General features: G+C 64.2%; 21 protein-coding genes and 1 riboswitch. Of the genes, 13 read left to right on the forward strand and 8 right to left on the reverse strand.

The window, feature by feature from the left end:
* Window positions 1-25 precede the first annotated feature (25 nt).
* A complete protein-coding gene (locus EN850_RS24020) occupies window positions 26-1,192 on the reverse strand; it encodes an aromatic ring-hydroxylating dioxygenase subunit alpha (protein WP_136092405.1) in 1,167 nt (388 codons plus the stop codon).
* A gap of 143 nt (window positions 1,193-1,335) precedes the next feature.
* A riboswitch (cobalamin riboswitch) is annotated at window positions 1,336-1,534 on the forward strand.
* A gap of 36 nt (window positions 1,535-1,570) precedes the next feature.
* On the opposite strand from EN850_RS24020, the gene EN850_RS24025 reads away from it, so the two are divergent.
* From EN850_RS24025 to cobO, 4 genes are read left to right on the forward strand one after another with little or no spacing between them, the layout of a single operon-like run.
* Window positions 1,571-1,750, forward strand: a complete 180-nt coding sequence (locus tag EN850_RS24025) for a CbtB domain-containing protein (protein ID WP_127280551.1) — start codon at window positions 1,571-1,573, stop codon at window positions 1,748-1,750.
* 15 nt (window positions 1,751-1,765) lie between these two features.
* On the forward strand, window positions 1,766-2,569 hold the full coding sequence (locus tag EN850_RS24030) for a CbtA family protein (protein WP_136092406.1): 804 nt from the start codon (window positions 1,766-1,768) through the stop codon (window positions 2,567-2,569).
* Window positions 2,562-3,077 carry a bifunctional adenosylcobinamide kinase/adenosylcobinamide-phosphate guanylyltransferase gene (gene cobU, locus EN850_RS24035; protein WP_136092407.1) on the forward strand — a complete coding sequence of 172 codons (516 nt, stop codon included), beginning with the start codon at window positions 2,562-2,564 and terminating at the stop codon, window positions 3,075-3,077. The genes EN850_RS24030 and cobU overlap by 8 nt, the downstream gene beginning before the upstream one ends.
* 1 nt (window position 3,078) lies before the next feature.
* Window positions 3,079-3,702: a cob(I)yrinic acid a,c-diamide adenosyltransferase gene (cobO, locus tag EN850_RS24040; protein WP_127871562.1), complete on the forward strand. Its 624-nt coding sequence runs from the start codon at window positions 3,079-3,081 to the stop codon at window positions 3,700-3,702.
* On the opposite strand, the gene cbiB is transcribed toward cobO, so the two are convergent.
* The gene (gene cbiB / locus EN850_RS24045) at window positions 3,699-4,673 is read right to left on the reverse strand and encodes an adenosylcobinamide-phosphate synthase CbiB (protein ID WP_135866615.1); all 975 of its coding nucleotides are present in this window, start codon (window positions 4,671-4,673) and stop codon (window positions 3,699-3,701) included. The two genes, cobO and cbiB, sit on opposite strands and share 4 nt — an antisense overlap.
* On the opposite strand from cbiB, the gene cobD reads away from it, so the two are divergent.
* Both cobD and EN850_RS24055 read left to right on the forward strand, forming a co-directional pair.
* Window positions 4,672-5,718 carry a threonine-phosphate decarboxylase CobD gene (cobD, locus tag EN850_RS24050; protein WP_135866617.1) on the forward strand — a complete coding sequence of 349 codons (1,047 nt, stop codon included), beginning with the start codon at window positions 4,672-4,674 and terminating at the stop codon, window positions 5,716-5,718. The genes cbiB and cobD overlap by 2 nt on opposite strands.
* Window positions 5,715-6,224, forward strand: a complete 510-nt coding sequence (locus EN850_RS24055; protein ID WP_135866619.1) for a tyrosine phosphatase family protein — start codon at window positions 5,715-5,717, stop codon at window positions 6,222-6,224. The genes cobD and EN850_RS24055 overlap by 4 nt, the downstream gene beginning before the upstream one ends.
* Window positions 6,225-6,228: 4 nt before the next feature.
* Here EN850_RS24055 and EN850_RS24060 read toward each other — a convergent pair whose 3' ends face one another.
* Together EN850_RS24060 and EN850_RS24065 are read right to left on the reverse strand one after the other, a co-directional pair.
* On the reverse strand, window positions 6,229-7,032 hold the full coding sequence (locus EN850_RS24060; protein ID WP_135866621.1) for a creatininase family protein: 804 nt from the start codon (window positions 7,030-7,032) through the stop codon (window positions 6,229-6,231).
* Between the two features lie 56 nt (window positions 7,033-7,088).
* The gene (locus EN850_RS24065) at window positions 7,089-7,472 is read right to left on the reverse strand and encodes a RidA family protein (protein WP_135866623.1); all 384 of its coding nucleotides are present in this window, start codon (window positions 7,470-7,472) and stop codon (window positions 7,089-7,091) included.
* Between the two features lie 267 nt (window positions 7,473-7,739).
* Between EN850_RS24065 and EN850_RS24070 the strand changes: the two genes are divergently transcribed.
* The 7 genes from EN850_RS24070 to EN850_RS24100 are packed head-to-tail and all read left to right on the forward strand — an operon-like array spanning window position 7,740 to window position 14,293.
* Window positions 7,740-8,744 carry an ABC transporter substrate-binding protein gene (locus tag EN850_RS24070; RefSeq protein WP_135866625.1) on the forward strand — a complete coding sequence of 335 codons (1,005 nt, stop codon included), beginning with the start codon at window positions 7,740-7,742 and terminating at the stop codon, window positions 8,742-8,744.
* Window positions 8,745-8,756: 12 nt separating this feature from the next.
* Window positions 8,757-9,581: an ABC transporter ATP-binding protein gene (locus tag EN850_RS24075; RefSeq protein WP_135866627.1), complete on the forward strand. Its 825-nt coding sequence runs from the start codon at window positions 8,757-8,759 to the stop codon at window positions 9,579-9,581.
* Window positions 9,568-10,416 carry an ABC transporter permease gene (locus EN850_RS24080; RefSeq protein ID WP_136092408.1) on the forward strand — a complete coding sequence of 283 codons (849 nt, stop codon included), beginning with the start codon at window positions 9,568-9,570 and terminating at the stop codon, window positions 10,414-10,416. Before EN850_RS24075 ends, EN850_RS24080 begins: the two co-directional genes overlap by 14 nt.
* Window positions 10,417-10,420: 4 nt before the next feature.
* The gene (locus EN850_RS24085; RefSeq protein WP_136092409.1) at window positions 10,421-11,722 is read left to right on the forward strand and encodes a cytosine deaminase; all 1,302 of its coding nucleotides are present in this window, start codon (window positions 10,421-10,423) and stop codon (window positions 11,720-11,722) included.
* Complete coding sequence (locus EN850_RS24090) at window positions 11,722-13,125, forward strand: FAD-binding oxidoreductase (RefSeq protein WP_136092442.1); 1,404 nt, start codon at window positions 11,722-11,724, stop codon at window positions 13,123-13,125. The genes EN850_RS24085 and EN850_RS24090 overlap by 1 nt, the downstream gene beginning before the upstream one ends.
* The gene (locus EN850_RS24095) at window positions 13,125-13,706 is read left to right on the forward strand and encodes an NAD(P)H-dependent oxidoreductase (protein ID WP_167531380.1); all 582 of its coding nucleotides are present in this window, start codon (window positions 13,125-13,127) and stop codon (window positions 13,704-13,706) included. The genes EN850_RS24090 and EN850_RS24095 overlap by 1 nt, the downstream gene beginning before the upstream one ends.
* Window positions 13,706-14,293 carry an NAD(P)H-dependent oxidoreductase gene (locus tag EN850_RS24100; protein WP_135866631.1) on the forward strand — a complete coding sequence of 196 codons (588 nt, stop codon included), beginning with the start codon at window positions 13,706-13,708 and terminating at the stop codon, window positions 14,291-14,293. Before EN850_RS24095 ends, EN850_RS24100 begins: the two co-directional genes overlap by 1 nt.
* Before the next feature lie 48 nt (window positions 14,294-14,341).
* On the opposite strand, the gene EN850_RS24105 is transcribed toward EN850_RS24100, so the two are convergent.
* Genes EN850_RS24105 through EN850_RS24120 form a run of 4 tightly spaced genes read right to left on the reverse strand, consistent with a single transcriptional unit; the run spans window position 14,342 to window position 21,318 of the window.
* On the reverse strand, window positions 14,342-16,792 hold the full coding sequence (locus EN850_RS24105; protein WP_136092410.1) for an FAD-dependent oxidoreductase: 2,451 nt from the start codon (window positions 16,790-16,792) through the stop codon (window positions 14,342-14,344).
* Window positions 16,789-17,970 (reverse strand): pyridoxal phosphate-dependent aminotransferase, encoded by a 1,182-nt coding sequence (locus EN850_RS24110; protein WP_136092411.1) that lies wholly within the window; start codon window positions 17,968-17,970, stop codon window positions 16,789-16,791. Before EN850_RS24110 ends, EN850_RS24105 begins: the two co-directional genes overlap by 4 nt.
* Window positions 17,963-18,868, reverse strand: a complete 906-nt coding sequence (locus EN850_RS24115) for a homocysteine S-methyltransferase family protein (RefSeq protein ID WP_136092412.1) — start codon at window positions 18,866-18,868, stop codon at window positions 17,963-17,965. The genes EN850_RS24110 and EN850_RS24115 overlap by 8 nt, the downstream gene beginning before the upstream one ends.
* Window positions 18,865-21,318, reverse strand: a complete 2,454-nt coding sequence (locus EN850_RS24120; RefSeq protein ID WP_135915693.1) for an FAD-dependent oxidoreductase — start codon at window positions 21,316-21,318, stop codon at window positions 18,865-18,867. Before EN850_RS24120 ends, EN850_RS24115 begins: the two co-directional genes overlap by 4 nt.
* Window positions 21,319-21,354 lie beyond the last annotated feature (36 nt).

Raw genomic sequence — 21,354 nt, forward strand, 5'->3', positions numbered from 1 at the left:
GCCTGACCTGAATCTCGACATACCCTCATGTCACCGCCGCATGGCGCTCGCGCACCCAATTGTGGAAGCGGTGCAGATCATATTCCTCGGGCATCAGCACGCCGGCTGTGTGGCGCATCGAGCGCAAGCCCTTCTGGTTGACCTCGCAGATGGCGGCGTCCTCCTCCAGCACCTGTGTGCCAAAGGTGATGATGTTGTCGATATCGGTCTCGGCGAGGGCCTCGGGCGCGAACAGCCACTCCGCGACAAGCTCCGTCTGTTCGGGACCGAGCGGCACCAGGCGCACGGTCCTGACATAGTCGACATGGCCGACGATGAACATCGAGGGCAGGCTGGTGGCATAGGTCTGGCCGGCGCTGCGTTCCGCCGGCTTCAGCCCTGAGAAGACCGGCCCGTGCGTCTGGCCGTCGCGCGACCAGGTCTGGGCGCCTGCGCGCAAGCCGCCGGAAAATTCCGGCGCGTCATTGTCGGCGTGGCGGAGCCATTCGGGATCGTCATGCCGGCTCATCAGGCCGCGGCCATAGATCGGCACCAGCCGCGACAAATCCTTGTGGACGCCCGGACAGTGCAGGCACTCGTTGAAGTTTTCCCAAAAGATCTTCCAGTTGCAGTTCATGACCTTGCGCAGCATATGGCCTGAGACCAGCGTTTCGAGCGGCCAGTTGCCGAGGTTGCCGGAAGCGGGATCGAAGGAGGATTGCGCCGAGCCGGCGGCATCTTCAGCAAGATTGACGAAGACGAAGCCGCGCCACACCGAGAGCGCGACGCGATAAAGCGGGTGATCGGCCTTGTCGAAGCTGTCGGGCAGCGATTTCGACGGCACGCGCACCAGGTCGCCGCGCAGCGAGTAGGACCAGGCATGATAGGGGCAGGTTATCAGCCGCGCTTTCAGGCGGCCCTCGCTCTCCTGGCAAAGCTGCGAGCCGCGATGGCGGCAGGTGTTGTGGAAGGCGCGCAGCTCACCTGTGTCGTCGCGCAGCACGAGGATGTCCTGCGTGCCGATGCGGAATCGGCGGAAGGCTAGCGGCTGCGCCAGATCGGCCTCGCGGCAGACGAGCAGCCAGTCTCTGTACCAGATGGCGTCGAGATCACGCTTATAGCTCTCCTGGTCCCAATATGCCGATGAGGGCAGCGTCGGCTCGGTACGGGTCAGCCCGTTATAAGGATCGCGCTCGCTGGCATTGGGCTGCATGGCTGGCTTCCTGTGAGGCTTGCCAGCCGACACCCGGCCATGAAGTTTGTCAATCAGGACGGGATGGGAGCGGCTTTGCCGATACGACGCTCCTGCGCTGGCGGCTGTCGGAATTTGGTTTGCCGCGCGCGGCGAATTTCCCTATAGTCACCAACGTCGTCGGTTCCTTTTTGGGAGCCAAGAGGGAATGCGGTGCGGGCGAGGTTTCGCCCAATGCCGTGGCTGCCCCCGCAACTGTGTGCGGTAGTCCTCTCCATATGCCACTGAAGATTTTTCTTCGGGAAGGTGGGGAAGGGCGCTTATCCGCGAGCCAGGAGACCTGCCGGCGGCGAAAAGACTGACTTCTATGCCCTCGGGTGGAGGGCGAAAGGACTGGAAATGACCACTGCTACCGTCTCCCTCGGCGCCTCCGTCTCCTCGCAGTCGCGCTTCATGCAGCTCGCGCTCGCGGCGCTGCTCGGCATCTTCGTCGTTGGTTTTGTCGGCTTCTCACACATCGATGCGGTCCACAACGCCGCCCACGACTATCGCCACTCGATGGCCTTTCCCTGCCACTAACTGGGATCTGACATCATGAACCTTTTTCGCAACGTCGTGTTCGTCGCGGCGATCGCGGGGCTCGTGGCCGGTGTCGTTCTCGCCTGCATGCAGGCCTATGCGACCGTTCCACTGATCCTGAAAGCGGAAGTCTACGAACAGGCCGGCGGCGGCCATCACCACGACCATGGCGCGGCACCCGCCACAACCGATACCGGCGCCGTGAGCACGGCCGCTCCGGCAGGCAATGCCATGAGTTCCGCCGCGCCGGCAGCGGAAGCAGCTGCTCCGGTAGCGGAGGATGAAGGCTGGGCGCCGGCCGACGGCTTAGAGCGTTTCGCCTTCAGCGTGCTCGCCAATATCGTCACCGGCATCGGCTTCGCATTGGTCCTGGTCGCGGTTTCGGAATTCGCAGGCGGCGTCGGCAACTGGCGCCAGGGCGTTTTCTGGGGTCTGGCCGGCTTTGCAGTGTTCACACTGGCGCCTGGCCTCGGCCTGCAGCCGGAGTTGCCTGCAATGCCGGCGGCCGATCTCCTGCCGCGCCAGATCTGGTGGTCGGCAACGGTGGCGGCAACCGCAATCGGCCTTGGCCTGATCGTGTTTCGCAGATCGCTGCCGTTGACCATCCTCGCGGTCTTGCTGATCGTCGCGCCGCACATTGTCGGCGCGCCGCAGCCCGACAGCTTCGAGACACCGATCCCGGAAGGCCTGCACCATCAGTTCGTGGTGGCGGTGACGGTGACAAATCTGGTGTTCTGGCTGGTGCTCGGCGCGGTCGTTGGCGTGGTTCGCGGGCGCTTCACCGGCACGGCGACCAGCCTGCGCGACAGCTTTGCCTGATCTGGGCAAGCTGACCTTCATCATCGGTGGTGCGCGCTCCGGCAAGAGCGCGCACGCAGAAACCCTGGTGGCGGCGTTGCCCTCGCCATGGGCCTATATCGCCACGGCGCAAGCCTATGACGACGAGATGCATGAACGCATCGCGCTGCACCGCTCGCGGCGCGGCGAGGGCTGGTCGACCATCGACGCGCCACTCGACCTTGCCGAAGCCCTGGAGGCGTTGCCGGATGATCAGCCGGTGCTTGTCGACTGCCTGACGCTGTGGCTGACCAATCACATGCTGGCGGATCACGACGTCGAGGCCGCGTGCCGACGGCTGGCGGACGTTCTGTCGCGGCCGCGCGGGCCGTGGTTCGTGGTGTCGAACGAGGTCGGGCAAGGCATCGTGCCCGACAATGCGCTGGCGCGGCGTTTTCGCGACGACGCCGGTCGGCTCAACCAGCGGGTCGCCGCGGTCGCCGATACGGTGCTCCTGATGGTGGCGGGGCTACCGCTCAAGGTGAAATGAAATGACCGAAGACAAGGGCTCCAAAGACCGGGATGAAGAACGCCATCGCGCCAAGATGGCCAAGCGCAAGGCGGTGCAGGACGCCGAGGTCGCGGGCAAGACGATCGAGAAGGGGTTGCTGATCGTCAACACCGGCCCCGGCAAGGGCAAGACCACGGCCGCCTTCGGTCTCGCACTGCGGATGCTCGGCTACGGCAAGCGCGTCGGCGTCGTCCAGTTCATCAAAGGCAAATGGCACACCGGCGAGAAGGACGCTTTCGCCGCCTTCGGCGACCGGGTCGTCTGGCATGCGATGGGCGAGGGGTTCACCTGGGAAACGCAGGATCTGAAGCGCGACATCGCGGCCGCCGAAGCCGCCTGGGCCAAGGCCGTGGAATTGATTGGCGACCCCTCGATCAGCCTTGTCGTGCTCGATGAACTCAACATCGCGCTGCGCTACGATTATCTCGATCTCGACAAGGTGGTTGCCGCGCTCAAGGCTCGCCGCGAGGGCCTGCACGTTGTCGTCACCGGTCGCAACGCGAAGCCGGCGCTGGTCGAGGCGGCGGACCTGGTCACCGAGATGGGGCTGACGAAACACCATTTTTCCGCCGGCGTAAAAGCGCAGCAGGGCATCGAGTTCTAGAACACCAGGATTGCGATCACCGCGATCAGCCCAAACAGGCCAATCAGCAAATAGTCGGCGACACGATAAAGTTGGAGCGCCCGCCGGATGTCGCCGCTGTCGACATCGCGTCGTCCGCCTTCGCCCATGAAGACGTCGTCGACCACGACGCCGCCATAGCTGCGCGGCCCGGCGAGCGCGAGGCCAAGTGCGCCGGCCATGGCCGCTTCCGGCCAGCCGGCATTGGGCGAGCGGTGTTTTTTCGCGTCGCGCCGTACCGCCTGCCAGGCATTGCCGGGGTCGGTGCCCTTGACCAGGAAAGCGGCCAGCACAATCAGCACCGCCGTCAGCCGTGATGCCGGCAGGTTGATCCAATCGTCGAAGCGTGCCGCCGCCCAGCCGAAGGCCTCATGGCGTGGGGTGCGGTGGCCGATCATCGAATCGGCGGTGTTGGCGGCCTTGTAGGCGGCGCCGCCGGCCAGCCCGCCGACACCGGTCCAGAAGGCGGGGGCGACGATGCCGTCGGAGAAATTCTCCGCCAGGCTCTCGATCGCCGCCCGGCAGACGCCGGCGCGGTCCAGCGTTTCGGGATCGCGGCCAACGATTCGCGAGACGGCGGCTCGGCCCATGTCGAGGCCTCCGCTGTCGAGCGCGTCGGCGACGGCTTCGACGTGTTCGTAAAGGCTTTTCTGCGACAGAAGCGATGTCGCCAGAAGGACGGCAATGATCAATCCCAAGGGGACGAACCAGAGCAGGACAAGCTGCACGCAAAGACCTGCTGCCGCCGGCACCAGCACGATGACGAGAAGCGCCTGGACACCACGTTGGCGACGCAGCGCGTCGGGATCAGTGGCGCGGTTGAGCCTCAAGTCGAGAAAGGATATCAGCCTTCCGAACCACGTCACCGGATGGCCGATGGCGCGAAACAGCCAGTCGGGATAACCGAGGGCGAATTCGACAACCAATGACAGGAAAGCGATCAGGACTGACATGAAGCTTCTTGAAGGAGCGGTGGACCATGGTGGAAGTCTTGGCCGGGCAAGGGCGCTTTTCCCTAGTGCCGTGCTGCCGTTCGTCGACCTCTCGACCGGTATCAATCCGCACTCCTACCCGCTTTTCGACCTGCCCGCCACCGCCCTGTGGCGATTGCCGGAGGCCGTGCGTGGGCGCGAGCTCATAGAGATTGCAGCCAAGACCTACGGCGCGCCTTCCGCGGGAAACGTCGTGGCGGCGCCTGGTACGCAGATCCTGCTGCCGCGCGTGGCATCGTTGGTGCGGCCCGGCAAGGCATTGGTGCTCGCGCCGACCTATGCGGAACACGCAAGGGCGGCGGCGATTGCCGGGCACGAGGTGGTCGAGGTCGGCGATTTCGCCGCGCTGGCCGACGCAGACCTGGCCATCATCGTCAATCCGAACAATCCGGATGGGCGCATCATCGAGCGCGACCGGCTGCTTGCGCTGGCCGCCAAGCTGTGCGCCAAGGGCGGGCTGCTGGTCGTCGACGAGGCGTTCATGGATGTGGGCCCGCGCGAACATAGTCTCGCCAGCGATGTCGGCCAGGGCGGCATCGTTGTGCTGCGTTCCTTCGGCAAGTTCTTTGGTCTGGCCGGACTGCGGCTTGGGTTCGCGCTTGCCGATGCGCCAACGGCTGAACGGTTGGACACGCAGTTCGGGCCGTGGGCCGTCGCCGGACCGGCGTTGGAATATGGCATCCGCGCGCTCGCCGATCTCGGGTGGCAGGATGCGATGCGGGCGTCGCTGGTGGATGCGTCGGCGCGCCTCGATGCGCTGTTCGGCCGTTTCGGCGTTCGCGTCGCTGGCGGCACCACATTGTTCCGCTATCTCAGCCTCCCCGATGCCGGCGGCTTGTTTTCCGCGCTTGGCGAAAGAGGCATTCTGCTCCGGCATTTCTCCGGCCGGCCGCATGTCCTGCGCGCCGGCCTGCCGGGGAGCGAGGAGGAATGGCGCAGGCTCGAATCCGCGCTTGCCGATTGGGCGTCGCGGCGCGAGGATCGGTCGAAAGGTCAGAAACAATGATCCATGTCTGCTCGCTGGCGAAGATCGAGGAAACGGTGGCCAGGACCGGCGCCGACCGCATGCTATCGCTGCTTGCGGCCGGGACGGATGTGGTGCGTCCGGCCTCGATCCCTAGGGAAAACCACCTGCATCTGGTCATGCATGACATTGCGGTGGCGCAGGACGGCATGACCATGCCTGGCGAGGAGCATGTGCGCAACCTGCTCGATTTCGCGCGCCGCTGGGACCGGGCAAGGCCGATGGTGGTTCACTGCTATGCCGGCATCAGCCGTTCGACGGCTTCGGCCTACATCATCACCGCGGCGCTGGCGCCTAAGCGCAATGAGCTGGAACTGGCGCAGACGTTGCGCGCGCTGTCTCCTTCGGCGACGCCCAATCCGCGACTGATCGCGGTGGCCGACAAGCTGCTCGAGCGCAAGGGCCGCATGATTGAGGCGATCGAGTCGATCGGGCGAGGGGCCGACGCCTTCGAAGGCACGCCGTTCGCGCTCAAGATCGATATCTAGGCGGCTATTTCAGCCACTCCGCGAGCTTTGCCTTGCGCATGTCCCGCAGCAGGTTGATGAAGCCGTCGGCCTGATATTGCGCGGTCAATCGGCCTTTCTCTGCCGTTGCAATGCTGGCGTCGCCGACCACGCCGTTGGGGTTGAGATCCCCAGCGATCCAGGCGAAGGCATGCGTGCCGGTGTGGCGCAGCAGCGAGAAGTCCTTCTCGGCCTTGGCAACGTTGGAAATGAAATTGTCGGCCTTGCCCATGTCAACGAGATCCGGCCGGAAATGCAGCATCAAAGAGGTCTCGACATCGCCGCCATGGATGCCGTGGCGGTCCTCGAGCTCCGTGTACATGCCGGCCGGGCGGCCAAAGCGCTGCCAGCTGGTCTTCACCGCCAGCATCTTTTCGCGCACGCGCAGTTCGCGCGTGACGATGCCCATGATCTCCTCATTGCCGCCATGCGAGTTGACGACGATGAGCTTGCGCACGCCGGCGCGCGCGATCGACAGGCCAAGCTCGGTCCACGCCTCGATCAGCGTCGTTGCCGGCAGGGTCAATGTGCCCGGCGCGTGCAGATGCTCATTCGACTTGCCCACCGCCTGGACCGGCAGGATGCGGATGTCGAGGTCCTCGGGCAGGCGTGCGATCACCGTGTCGAGCATGCCGTTCATGATCGAGGTGTCGGTCGACACAGGAAGATGCGGCCCATGCTGCTCGATCGCCGCCAGCGGCAACACCGCTATCGTCGCCTCGGGATCGATCGAGGCATATTCTGATGTCCGGTAGTCGCCCCACCAGACGCGTCTTTTTGCTACGGTCATGTCATAACCTCTTTAATGGTCAGGGCAGACCTAGCGCGGCAGAGCTTGTCTGTCGATCACCCGGCCGCGATGGCCTCGACCTCGACCTTGAATTCGGGCCTGGCAAATCCGGAAACGATCATCAGCGTCGAGGCCGGCGCCGGGCTGGAGAACATACGGTCACGGACCTCCATATAGGGCCGCAGATGCGCACGGTCGGTGACGTAAGCGTTGATGCGAACGATATCAGGCAACCCCAGCCCGGCTTCGCCCAGGATCGCCGCGATGTTCTTGAAGCAGAGTTCGGCCTGCGCGCCGGCGTCTTCCGGTATCTGGTCGTCCGCCGTGATGGCGACCTGGCCCGAGCACAGCACCAGCCGCTTGCCGGCCGGCACCTCGACGCCGTGGCTGTAACGGGCAAAGGGTGGCTTGATCGATTTCGGGGTGAGAAACTTGAACATGGCAATCTCCTGGACACCGTCAGCCTAAGGCCGGATGCATTGCGCCATCAAGATGGCGGTGCATGTCGCCCGTGCGATTGTGGACAGGCGTTCAAAAAATAGGCACGATGCCCTTCGGTGCAGCACGACCTTTCCGGCTTTCGCAGATGGCTGTGGTGCAGGCGGGCGGGTCCCGGCGCGCGACGCCGGTGGCATGCGTCTTGCTTCTTGAATCTTTGGTGTCAAGCACGGCGCGCAACGCGCCGGTGCAAATAAAGGGCGGTGTTAATGTACGTGAAACAGAAGATTTCGGTAGCGGTCGTGGCTCTGCTTGCGGCCAGCACGCTAGGCGCGGCGGCGAATGAAAAAGTCACTTTCGGCACCAACTGGCTCGCCGAGCCGGAGCATGGCGGCTATTACCAGGCCGTGGCGGATGGCACCTATGCCGCCTGCGGCCTCGATGTCACCATCATGCAGGGCGGCCCGCAAGTCAGCGGCCGGCCGATGCTGCTCGCCGGCAAGATCGATTTCTACATGGGTGGCAATTTGCTATCGGCCTTCGATGCCGTCCAGCAAGGCATTCCGATGCGCGTTGTGGCGGCGGATTTCCAGAAGGATCCACAGGTCATCATGTCCCACCCCGGCGAGGGGCTCGATAAATGGGAAGACCTGAAGAACGCCGAGCAGTACATTCTGGGCGATGAAGGTGCGCAGACCTTCTTCCAGTGGATGGTCATCGAGCTTGGTTTCGACGCTTCAAAGCGCGCGCCCTACACCTACAACACCGCTCCTTTCCTCGCCAACAAGAAGTCGATCCAGCAGGGCTACGTCACTTCGGAGCCGTTCGCGGTCAAGAAGGAAGGCGGCTTCGTGCCGAACCAGTTCCTTCTCGCCGACTATGGCTGGGACACCTATTCGACCACGATCGAGGTGATGCAGGACACGATCGACAAGAAGCCCGAGGTGGTCCAGTGCTTCGTCGATGGCTCGGCCAAGGGCTGGTACAAATACCTCTACGGCGACAACAAGGCCGCCAACGACATGATTAAGAAAGACAACCCTGACATGACCGACGAGCAGATCGCCTTCTCGATCGAGCAGATGAAGAAGTTCGGCCTTGCCGATTCCGGCGACACCGAGAAGCTCGGCATCGGCGCCATGACCGATGCGCGGATCAAGAGTTTTTACGACAAGATGGTCAAGGCCAAGGTCACGCCCGCTGGCATCGACATCACGAAGGCCTACACGCTGGCCTTCGTCAACAAGGGAGTCGGGCTCGAGCTGAAGAAATAGGCCGGTCCCGGCATGATGAGGGAGAAGGTGGCGCAAGCGCCGGCCTTGGACGTCGCTCCGACCTTGCTGGCACTGCGTGGCGTCGGCAAGGTGTTTTCCAACGGCGTGACGGCACTCAGCGATGTCGATCTGACGATCCGGGAAGGCGATTTCCTCAGCCTGCTCGGACCGTCCGGTTGCGGCAAGTCGACGGCGCTGCGGCTGATTGCTGGCCTGTCGACGCCGACGTCAGGCGTGCTCGACTGGCGCGGCGGCGGCTCGCTCGACCGTGCCAATATCGGCTTCGTCTTCCAGGAGCCGACGCTGCTGCCCTGGGCCAGCGTCTTCGACAATGTCTGGCTGCCGCTCAGGCTGAAAGGCATTTCTCGCGCCAAGGCCGCACCGGCAATAACGGAAATGCTGGCGCGGGTTCACCTCACCGGGTTCGAGGACGCGGTGCCGCGCGAGCTGTCCGGCGGGATGAAGATGCGTGTCTCGATCGCACGCGCCATGGTGACCAAGCCGCGCGTGCTGTTGATGGACGAGCCGTTCGCCGCGCTTGACGAGATCACTCGCTTCAAGCTCAACAACGACCTGCTGGAACTGTGGCAGGACGAGCGCTTCACCGTCGTCTTCGTCACCCACAGTGTGTTCGAAAGCGTGTTTCTGTCCAACCGCGTCGTCGTCATGGCGGCGCGGCCGGGCAGGGTGTTCGACGAACTCGCCATCGAGGCATCCTATCCGCGCGACGAGGCTTTCCGCACGTCGCCGGATTATGCAGCCCTGTGCCGGCAGGCCTCCGACGTTCTGGTCAATGCCATCAACTCAACGGCGGGCTCGCATCATGACGGTCATTGACGGCACGTTGAAACTCGACCCCGAGGAAGCGCGGCGCGTGCGCCAGGAGCGGCTCGAGGGGATCGGCCGCTGGGTGCTGCCGCTGGCGATCATGATCCTGGCGATCTGGCTGTGGGACCGCATCTGCGTGTGGAACGAGATTCCGCAGTACATCCTGCCGCGGCCGGGCGTGGTGCTGTGGACGCTCTACAACGATGCCGGCCTGCTGTTCTCCGCGCTGCTGGTCACCTTGCGCATCACCTTCCTCAGCCTGCTCCTCGCGGTTGTCGGCGGCGTCGGCCTGGCGGTCTTGTTCGCGCAGTCGAAATGGGTGGAGATGTCGTTCTTCCCCTTCGCCATCGTGCTGCAGGTGACGCCGATCGTGGCGATCTTTCCGCTGATCAACATCTATGTCGACAACCAGACGACCAAGCTTCTGCTCTGCGCCTGGATCGTCGCCTTTTTTCCGATCCTGTCCAACACCACGCTCGGCCTCAACTCCGTCGACCGCAATCTGCGCGACCTGTTCAAGCTCAATGGCGCGACGCGTTGGCAGCAGCTGCGCTATCTCAGACTGCCGGCGGCGATGCCGTATTTTCTCGGCGGGCTGAAGATTGCCGGCGGCCTGTCGCTGATCGGCGCGGTGGTGGCCGAGTTCGTCGCCGGCGCCACCGGCCAGTCGTCGGGGCTCGCCTCGCGCATCATCGAAGCCGGCTACCGGCTGAATGCGCCAAGGCTGTTCGCGGCGCTGTTTTTGATTTCGCTCACCGGCATTCTGATCTTCCTCGTGCTGTCGCTGATTTCGCATCTTATATTGCGGCGCTGGCACGAGAGCGCGTTGAAGCAGGAGCGCTAGTGCCTTGATACCAGCCTCAGGTCCCTACCACTTAACCAATGTCCGGCTTCACGCGTCGCTGACGCCGGGCTTTGCCTCGGTCTTCGACAGAGATGGTTTTGCGCTGGCCGACATCACCGTCGCCGATGTCAAGATTTCCAGCATCGCGGCGCATGCCGCATCGAAAGTGCCGGCCGGCGCCATCGATCTTGGCGGCCGTATCGTGCTGCCGTGTTTCGTCGATTGCCACACGCATATCGACAAGGGCCATATCTGGTCGCGAAAGCCCAATCCCGACGGCAGTTTCATGGGTGCGCTGAACGCCACCGGCGCCGACCGCGCGGCGCGCTGGAGCGCCGAGGACGTGGCGCGGCGCATGGATTTTTCGCTGCGCTCGGCCTACGCGCATGGCACCAGGGCGCTCAGAACCCATATCGACAGCGTCGCCCCGCAGGAGGAAATCTCCTGGCCGGTGTTCGAGACGATCCGCGAGGCCTGGCGCGGCCGCATCGAATTGCAGGGCGCCTGCCTGCTTGGCATCGAGGGCGTGCGCGACAGAAAATGGTTCGACAGGCTGGCCAAACGAGTGGCCGCCGCCAGGGGCGTGCTGGGTGTGGTCACCTATATGGTGCCGGACCTGGAGGAACTGCTCGACCACGTCTTCGCGCAGGCGACCAAGCACGGGCTCGACCTCGATTTTCACGCCGACGAGACCAACGATGTCGCCGCGATCTCGCTGAAGAAGATCGCCGAGGCAGCCCTGTGGAACGGATTCGAGGGCAAGATCCTCGTCGGCCATTGCTGCTCGCTGGCGCGGCAGCCCGATCTCGAGGTGCTGGACACGCTGGACAAGGTGGCGAAGGCCGGGCTCGCCGTCGTGTCGCTGCCGATGTGCAATCTTTATTTGCAGGATCGACGGAGCGACGGCACCACGCCGCGCTGGCGTGGCGTGACTCTGCTGCACGAGATGAAGGCGAGGGGCATTCCGGTGGCCGTCGCTTCCGACAACACGCGCGACCCCTTCTACGCCTATGGTGATCTCGACATGCTGGAAGTCTATCGCATGGCGACGCGCATCCTGCATTTCGATCATCCGGTCGCCGACTGGCCGCAGGCGGTGACCGCGACACCGGCCAAGGTGATGCGGCTCGATGGCTTCGGCGTGCTTGCCGCCGGCGGCGACGCGGATTTCGTCCTGTTCAAAGGTCGAAGCTGGACGGAATTGCTGTCGCGGCCCGAATCGGATCGCATCGTCGTGCGCGCCGGACGCGCGATCGACCGGCAATTGCCCGACTATGCCGAACTCGACGAGCTGATGGTGGAATGATGGATGTTTCGGCGCTCAAACGCGATCTCGACGGGATAAAGCTCGACGACAATCCGGCGATCGTCCAGCAGAAAAGCCGCGACTTCTACTGGTACAGCCCGGTGCTGAAACGGCAGCTCGACCACGTCACCGGCGACCTCATCGTGACGCCGAAGACCGAGGCCGAACTGATCCGCGTGCTTGCCGCCTGTCACCGCCATGGCGTGCCGGTGACGCCGCGCGGCAGCGGCACCGGCAATTACGGCCAGGCAATGCCGCTGTCGGGCGGGGTGGTACTCAACCTCGCCGAGATGAACGAGGTCAAGTTGATCGGCCCAGGCCGCGTGGTGACCGGACCCGGCGCGGTGCTGGCCGACATCGACAAGGCGACGCGGGCGCATTCCGGCCAGGAACTGCGGCTGTCGCCCTCGACCTACAACACCGCCTCCATCGGCGGCTTCATCGCCGGTGGTTCTGGCGGTGTCGGCTCGATCAATTTCGGCGGATTGCGCGACTTCGGCAACGTGCTGCGGCTGAGCGTGGTGACGATGGAGGCCGAGCCGAAGGTGCTCGAACTGACAGGCGAGAACCTGCACAAGGTGACCCACGCCTATGGCACCAATGGCATCATATCCGAGGTCGAGATGCCGCTGACGGCAGCCTATGACTGGATCGATGTCATCGTCGGTTTCGACGCCTTCATGGAAGCAGCCCGTTATGGAAACGCGCTCGCCTGCCAGGACGGCATCCTGACCAAGCTGATCACGCCGATCGCGGCACCCGTGCCGCAACTCTACTTCAAGCGGCACCAGAAATTTTTCAGGGAAGGGCAAAGCATCTGCGTCGTCATGGTGGCTCGGCATGGGCTGGACGCCTTCCTGGCCTTTACGCGCCGCGCCGGGGGCGACGTGATCTTCAACGCTGCCCTTGCCGCGCCGGAGGAGAAAAAGGGCCTGCCGCCGGCCTACGAGCTGGCCTGGAACCACACCACGCTCAGGGCACTGCGGGTCGATCCGTCGATTACCTATCTGCAATCGCTCTATCCCTTTCCCGACCAGTTGGCGCTGGTCGAGAAGATGGATGCAATGTTCCCTGGCGAGGTGTTCTCGCATCTCGAATTCGTCCGGCTGGACGGCAACATCACCTGCTTCGGCCTGCCGCTGGTCAAGTTCACCACCGAGGCGAGGCTCGACGAAATCATCCGCCTGCATGAGGACAATGGCTGCCCGATCTTCAACCCGCACCGCTACACGCTGGAAGAGGGCGGCATGAAGCAGACCGACGCCGTGCAGTTGGCCTTCAAGCGCGAGACCGATCCGGAAGGCCTGCTCAACCCCGGCAAGATGATCGCCTGGGAAAACCCGGACTACGACTACCGTTCGGGCCGGACTTTTCTGTTCAAGGGGCTGCAAAAGGCAGGCTGATGAACATCCTCGTGCTCTACGCCCATCCGGTCGAGACCAGCTTCAATGCCGGCCTGCACCGGATGATCGTCGAGCGGCTGACGGCGGCGGGTCACACAGTCGACAACTGCGACCTCTACGCAGAGAATTTCGACCCGCGCCTGACGCGGGCCGAACGGCTTGGCTATCACGACCCGCGTGGACCAGGGGATGCGGTTGCCGGCTACATTCAGAGGCTGCAGGCGGCCGAGGCCCTGGTGCTGTCATTTCCGGTCTGGAACTACGGCTATCCGGCGATCCTGAAAGGATTTTTCGACCGCGTCTTCCTGCCCGGCGTGTCGTTCAAGCTGGTCGATGGCAAAGTGCAGCCGACGCTGCACAACATCCGTAAACTGGCGGCTGTCACCACCTATGGCGGCAGCCGGTTCCGCGCCATGGTGATGGGCGATCCGCCGCGCAAGGTCGTGAAGCGCATGCTGCGCGCGACGATCAAGCCCGGCGCTCCCGTCTCCTATCTCGCCCATTATGCGATGAACCTGTCGACCGACGAAACGCGCAAGTCCTTCATGACGAAGGTCGCGGCCAGCATGGATGCATTCTGATGCGTGCGCTTGTCGTCTATTGCCATCCGGTGCCGGAGAGCTTTTGCGCCGCGATCCGCGACACCGCCGTGGACGTGCTGACGCGTCGAGGCTGGGACGTGCGGCTGCTCGACCTCTATGCCGAGAAATTCGATCCGGTGATGAGCTGCGAGGAGCGGCGCAGTTACAACGACCATGCGCCGCAGGATCCGGCGCTGAAGCCGCATTTCGAACTGCTCAATTGGGCCGAGGCGATCCTGTTTGTCTATCCGACCTGGTGGTATGGGCTGCCGGCGATGCTGAAAGGCTGGCTCGACCGGGTGTGGGCGACCGACATCGCCTTCAAGCTGCCGGCGGGCAAGGGCGGGATCAAGTCGCTGATGACGCATGTCACCAAGGTCGGCGTCATCACCACCTGTGGTGCGCCAACCTGGTGGAGCGTCGTCGTCGGCCAGCCCGGACGCAAGACCTTGCTGCGCGGCATGCGGGCGCTGTGCGCCAGACGCTGCAAGACGTTTTTCCTGGCGCATTATTTGATGGACGCCTCGACGCCGGCGACGAGAGCGGCGTTTCTGGTCAAGGTGCGGGCGAAGCTGGAGCATTTTTGAGAGCAGCACTTGCCTTCTCCCACAAGGAGAGAAGGAAGAGGCGCCGCGCTACATCCTCACCCGTTCCGACCTCGGATCATACATCGGCTTCAGCGATGCTTCGGCGGCAAACCGTTCGCCGGCGATCTCGATCTCATAAGATGAAGCGAGCACATCCGCCTCGCTTTCGCCCTGGCATGGCACATAGCCAAGGCCGATGGCGCCGCCGAGATGATGGCCGTAATTGCCGGAGGTGACCGGACCGACGATCTTGCCGTCGCGCAGGATCGCCTCGTTATGGAAGAGCAGCGGCTGCGGGTCCTTCAGCCGGAACTGGACCAGACGGCGGTTCAACCCGGCCTCCTTCTTCTTCAGCACGGCGTCGCGGCCGATGAAATCGCCCTTGGCTGTCTTCACCGCGAAGCCAAGGCCTGCTTCCAGCACATTGTCCTCATCGGTGATATCGTGACCGAAATGGCGGAAAGCCTTTTCGATGCGGCAGGAATCCAGCGTGTGCAGGCCGCAGAGTTTCAGGCCGACATCCGCGCCGGCCTCGTCGACCGCCTCGAAGACATGGGCAGCCTGTTCGGTAGAGACATAGAGCTCCCAGCCGAGTTCGCCGACATAGGTGACGCGGTGCGCCCGGGCGAGCCCCATGCCAATCTCGATCTCCTGGAAGGTGCCGAACGGATTGTTCTCGTTGGAGAAGTCGTTGGGGCTGACCTTCTGGATCAGTTTTCGCGCATCCGGACCCATCAGGCAGAGCACGCTTTCGGCCGCGGTGACATCGGTGATGACGACGAACGCCTCACCGACATGCCGGCGCAGCCAGGCGAGGTCGCGTTGCAGCGTGGCCCCTGGAACGACGAGGAAATAGACCGTATCCGAAAGCCGCGACACGGTGAGGTCGCTCTCGATGCCGCCGCGCTGGTTGAGCATTTGCGTGTAGACGATCTTGCCCGGCGCCACATCCATGTCGTTGGCGCAGAGCCTTTGCAGGAAACGCTGAGCGTCGCGACCCTCGACTCGGATCTTGCCGAACGAGGTCATGTCGAACAGACCGACCTTGTTGCGGACCGCCAGATGCTCCTCACGCTGATTGTCGAACCAGTTCTGCCGCTTCCAGGAATAGCGATATTCGCGCTCCTGGCCTTTGCGCGCGAACCAGTTGGCGCGCTCCCAGCCGGCAACCTCGCCGAACACGGCGCCACGCGCCTTCAGATGTTCATGCAAGGGCGAGCGGCGCACGCCACGCGATGTCGCCATCTGCCGGTAGGGAAAATGGTCGGCATAGAGCAGGCCGAGCGTTTCGGAGACGCGCTCCTTGAGATAGCGGCGGTTCTTCTGGAACGGCTGGGTGCGGCGGATGTCGACTTCCCACAGGTCGAACGGCGCTTCGCCATCGTTGATCCACTGCGCCAGCGCCATGCCGGCGCCGCCGGACGAGACGATGCCGATCGAGTTGTAGCCGGTCGCCATCCAATAACCGCGCAGTTCCGGCGCCTCGCCGAGATAGTAGCGGTCGTCGGGGGTGAAACTTTCCGGGCCGTTGAAGAATGTGTGGATGCCGGCGGTGGCCAGCATCGGCATGCGGTTGACGCCCATTTCGAGGATAGGCTCGAAATGGTCCATGTCCTCGGGCAACTGGTCGAAGCAGAAGTCCTCGCGGATGCCGTCCATGCCCCATGGCTTGGCCACCGGCTCGAAGGCGCCGAGCATCATCTTGCCGGCGTCTTCCTTGTAGTAGGCGCATTCGTCGGGCACGCGCAGCACCGGTAGGCGGCCGAGGCCTGAGATGGGCTCGGTGACGAGATAGAAATGCTCGCAGGCATGCAGCGGGATGGTAACGCCGTTCTGGGCACCGAGTTCGCGCGCCCACATGCCGGCGCAGTTGACGACGATGTCGGCCTCGATGGTGCCTTGCTCTTCGCCCTGCGCCCAGGACACGCCGGTGACGCGGCCATTTTTTGTATGGACCTTCGTCACCTTCACATTCTCGACAATGGTGGCGCCGCGCTGGCGCGCGCCCTTGGCCAGCGCCATGGCGATGTTGGCCGGGTCGCATTGACCGTCGAGCGGCAGGTGCACGGCGCCGACCACGTCAGAGACGTTGAGATGCGGATACATCTGCTTGACTTCATTGGGAGAAATCTCGCGCACATCGACATCGAAGGCGCGGGCGAGCGATGCCTGCCGGTAGATCTCGTGCTTGCGCTCCTCGGTCAGCGCGACGGTGATCGAGCCGACCTGGCGCATGCCGGTGCCGACCTCGGTCTCGGCCTCCAGCTTGACGTAGAGGTCGGCCGAATATTTCGCCAGCCGGGTCATGTTCTGCGAACCGCGCAACTGTCCGATCAGGCCGGCGGCATGCCATGTCGTGCCCGAGGTCAGCTGCTTGCGCTCCAAAAGCACGATGTCGGTCCAGCCGAGCTTGGCCAGGTGGTAGGCGGCCGAGCAGCCGGAGACGCCGCCACCGATGATGACGGCCCGCGCCTTGGTGGGAAGGGTCTTGACGGTCATGCGGCCTCGCGACGGTAGCTGGAAACAAAACGGCGCAGCCGGGCGGCTGCTTCACGCAGTACCGGTTCGGGCTGGCACAGGCTTATCCTGATATGGCCGGCCGCGGCTTCGCCGAAGCTGGAGCCGGGCATGACGCCGACCTTCTCCTTGTCGAGAAAGGCGAAGGCGAATTTCTCGTCGTCGGGTTCGACATCCGATATGTCGAGCATGACATACATGCCGCCTTCGGAACCGCGCACGGTGACATCGTTCATGCCGCGCACCGCATCGAGCAGGACCGTGCGGCGTGCGGCGTAGCGTTCGGCGATGTCCTTGACGCCATAGTGCTGCTCCAGCGCCTCGGCGCAAGCGATCGAGATGAAGGCCGGCAGGCCGTAGGTCGTCACCAGGTTGAGGTTGGTCAGCAGCGCGATCATCTCCTCCGGACCCGTCAGCCAGCCCATGCGCCAGCCGGTCATGCCGTGGCTCTTGGACATCGAATTGATGACCAGCGTGCGCTCGGCCATGCCGGGCAGCGAGCGCGGCGAGACATGCTCGCCGCCGCCCAGCGTCCAGTAAACCTCGTCGGAAAGCAGCCAGAGGTCGTGCTCGCGGCAGAGCTTTGCCAGTTGTTCCAGCCGCTCGCGCGAGTAGACCGCACCGGTCGGATTGTTCGGCGTGTTGATCAGGATGGCGCGCGTGTTGGGCTTGATTGCCGCACGGATCTTGTCCGTACGGGGTTGGAAGCCATCCTCGGCCGGTGTCTCGACCACGGTGAAACTGGCGCCGGCGGCACTGAACGTGTTGGGGTAGGTGGCATAGTAGGGCGCCACCACGATGGCGTGGTCGCCCTGATCGAGCACGGCTTGCACGGCAGCGTAAAGTGCCGCCTGGCCGCCCGGCGTGGCGATGACCTCTTCCGCCATCGTCTCGACGCCGGTGCAGGCGCTGGAGGCCGCCGCCATGGCCTTACGCAGGCGCGGCAGACCGGGCAGCGGCGTGTAGTGATGGTTGCTGCCACGGACCGCTGCCACGCAAGCCTCGATCGTTTCCGAAGGCGTGTCGAAATCATGATCGCCGACCGACAGCATGATGATGTCCTCGCCGGCCTCCTTGCGGTTCCAGGCGGCGAAATGAACCTCCCAGCCATCCTTGCCCGATGGCACGATGCCGGTGATGCGCGATGATGGTTTAGGCATGTAAGACTCCCGAGATCGCGTAACCGTTCTGTTGCAGCCGATCGCGCAAGGCGGCGATGTGAGCGGGACCGACCTCGCAGCAACCGCCGACGATGTCCGCCCCGGATTCCACCCAGCCGACAGCCTGTTCGGCATAAGCATCCGGACCGAGATCGTGGCGGGCATGCAGCACATCCACCGTGCCGCCATGCTTGAGCGCTTCGGTGGAGGTGAAGCCATTGGCATAGGCGCCGACCGGGCCGCCGAGCTCGATCAGTTCCGGCAAGGCCGCCGCGATGGCTTCCGGACGACAGCAGTTGAGCAGCCGCGCCGCCACCGGCAGATCGCCGAGCGCATCCGCTGCCGACGCAATCGTCTCGCCGCTGCGCAAGCGCGGCGTGCCGTGATCGGCCAGCGTCCATGACACCCAGACGGGCTTGCCGCTTTCCGATGCGGCGGTGACCGCCGCGCGCGCCTCTTCGGCAGAGGCCATGGTTTCGCACAGGAACAGGTCGACGCCATCAGCCTGTTCGGCGACGATGCGGCGGTAGATGTCGAGCGTGTCCCGGTAGGGGATCGTCAGCGCCGGCGCGTAACTGCCGAAAAGCGGTGACAGGCAGCCGGCGATCGCAGCGTCGCCGGCCTCGTCGCGGGCTTGCCTGGCGAGGTCGATGCCACGCTTCTGCAACGGCTTGAACAGGTCTTCCGCGCCCTCGCGCGCCAGGCGTTCGGGCGTCGCCGAATAGGTGTTGATGGTGATGACCCGGGCGCCGGCGCGGATGAATTCGGCATGCAGGCCGCGCACGAGGTCCGGCTCGTCGATCAGCACCCTGGCCGACCACAGCGGCGTCGGCTCGGACTTGCTGCGCCGCACCAGCTCCTGGCCCATGCCGCCATCGGTGAGGATAACCGGCTTCATGCGCGCAGCCTTTCGTTCTTGGGATCCCACAACGGCTCGTCCTGCTGCACGACCGCCTTGAAACGGTCGCCGAAGATCTCGACCTCGACAGAGGTGCCGGGTTCGCTCAGGTCGGCGCGCAGCATGCCGAGCGCGATCGATTTGTCGACACGATGACCCCAGCCACCCGATGTCGTCTCACCGACGATCTGGCCGTCGTGCCAGAGCGTCGACATGTAGGGCGCGTCGCAATCGCCGGGATTTTCGACCACCAGCGTGACGAAGCGCTTCTTCACGCCTTGCTGTTTCTCGTTCTGAAGTGCCGCCTTGCCGCGGAAGTCGGGCTTTTCCCATTTGACGAAGCGCTCGAGCCCGCCCTGCAGGATCGAATAGTCGGTCGACAGGTCGCCCTTCCAAGTGCGGTAGCCCTTTTCCAGGCGCAGCGAATCCAGCGCGTACATGCCGAACGGCTTCAGCCCGTGGTGCTGCCCGGCGGCACAGATCGCATCGAAGATGGCGGCGGTGTCGTCGACCCTGGTGTGGATCTCCCAGCCGAGCTCGCCCGCGAAGGAGACGCGAACCAGCTTGGCCCAGCGGCCGGCGATCCTGGTTTCCTGATGCGTCAGCCATGGCAAGGTCAGGTCGGCCTCACAGACATCGGCAAGGATTTTTCGCGAATTGGGGCCGGCCAGGATCTGCGTGGAGAATTCCTCTGTCCGGTCGATCAGCTTGAACGCGGCATCCCCGGGCATGTGCGACTTCAGCCATTCGAAGTCGTGCCACTGCGCCACCGCCGCGGTGATCAGCGTCATGGACTCCTCGCCATGGCGCACCACCGACATTTCGGTGACGATGCGGCCCTTGTCGTCGGAGAAATAGACCAGGCCGATGCGACCGGGCTTCGGCACTAGGCCGGTTACCTGCCGGCTCAGCCATTCGGCGGCGCCAGGGCCTTCGAGATTGAAGCGCGAGAAGCCGGGCAGGTCGAGGATGCCGGCGGCGTCGCGGACCGCGAGACACTCTTCGCGGACTCGTTGCTGCCAGGGCCCCTCGCGGCGGAAGGTCAGCGTGGCTTCCTCGGAGATGTCGTCGCCGTCCTGCGCGTACCAGGTGGCGCGTTCCCAGCCATTATAGGCATCGAAGCGGGCGCCCAGCGCCTTGATGCGATCGTGGATCGGCGACAGTTTCCTGTCGCGGCCTTCCGGCCAGGCGTGACGCGGGAACTGGATGGCGTATTCGTTGCCGTAGATTTCCATGCCCTTGGCCACGCAATAGTCCGGCGCGGAAGCAAAGGAGGTGAAGCGGCGCGGATCGCACGACCACATGTCCCATTCGGTCTGGCCCTGCGTCACCCATTCGGCCAACACCTTGCCGGCGCCGCCGCCCTGGGCGATGCCGAAGGTGAAGACGCAAGCCTCGAAGGCGTTGGGAACGCCCGGCATCGGCCCGATCAGCGGATTGCCGTCGGGCGCATAGGGGATCGGTCCGTTGATGACCTTGGACAGGCCGGCGGTGCCCAGGATCGGCACGCGGGCGACGGCGTCGGCGAGATAATGCTCCAGCCGGTCGAGGTCGTCGGGGAAGAGCTGGAAGGAAAAATCGTCCGGCATCGGATCGTTGTGGGTTGCCCAATGGGCGCGGCAGTTGCGCTCATAGGGGCCGAGATTCATGCCGGATTTTTCCTGGCGCAGATAGTACGAGGTGTCCACGTCGCGCAGCAGCGGCAGCTTCTTGCCCTGTTCCTTCGACCAGGCGGCAAGTTCGGGGATTTCCTCGAACAATATGTACTGGTGGCTCATCACCATCATCGGCACTTCGCGGCCGAACATCCTGCCGACTTCGGCGGCACGGTAGCCGGCAGCATTGACGACGATCTCGCAGCGGATCTCGCCCTGCGGCGTCTCGACCACCCATTCGTCCTTCTCACGGCGCACGCCGGTGACAGGGCAGAAGCGGATGATTTTCGCGCCCATGTCACGCGCGCCCTTGGCCAGCGCCTGCGTCAACTGCGCCGGGTCGATGTCGCCGTCGCTGGGATCGTAGAGCGCGCCCTTCAATTCATGCGTTTCGAGGAACGGATAGCGGCGCTTGATCTCGTCGAGCCCGACCACGTCGATGTCCATGCCCTGATAGCGGCCCATGCCCTTGGCGCGCTGGAACTCCTGCATGCGCTCCTTTGTGTGGGCGAGCCTGAGCGAACCGGTGACATGGTAGTTCATGGGATAGTCGACCGCGTCGGCGAGGCCACGATAGAGCTCGGTCGAATAGCGCTGCATGTTCATCAGCGACCAGGAGGAGGAGAAGGTCGGCACATTGCCGGCGGCATGCCAGGTCGAGCCGGAGGTCAGCTCGTTCTTTTCCAGGAGCACGCAGTCGGTCCAGCCGGCCTTGGCCAGATGATAGAGCGAGGAGGTGCCGACCACGCCACCTCCGATGATCACCACGCGCGCAGTGCTCGGCAAACCCGCCATGTTCTTCTCCCAATCTTCAAGCGCGCCGCGCTTTTC

Origin of the sequence: Mesorhizobium sp. M8A.F.Ca.ET.207.01.1.1 (genome assembly GCF_004794715.1) — a bacterium.
GTDB lineage: Bacteria > Pseudomonadota > Alphaproteobacteria > Rhizobiales > Rhizobiaceae > Mesorhizobium.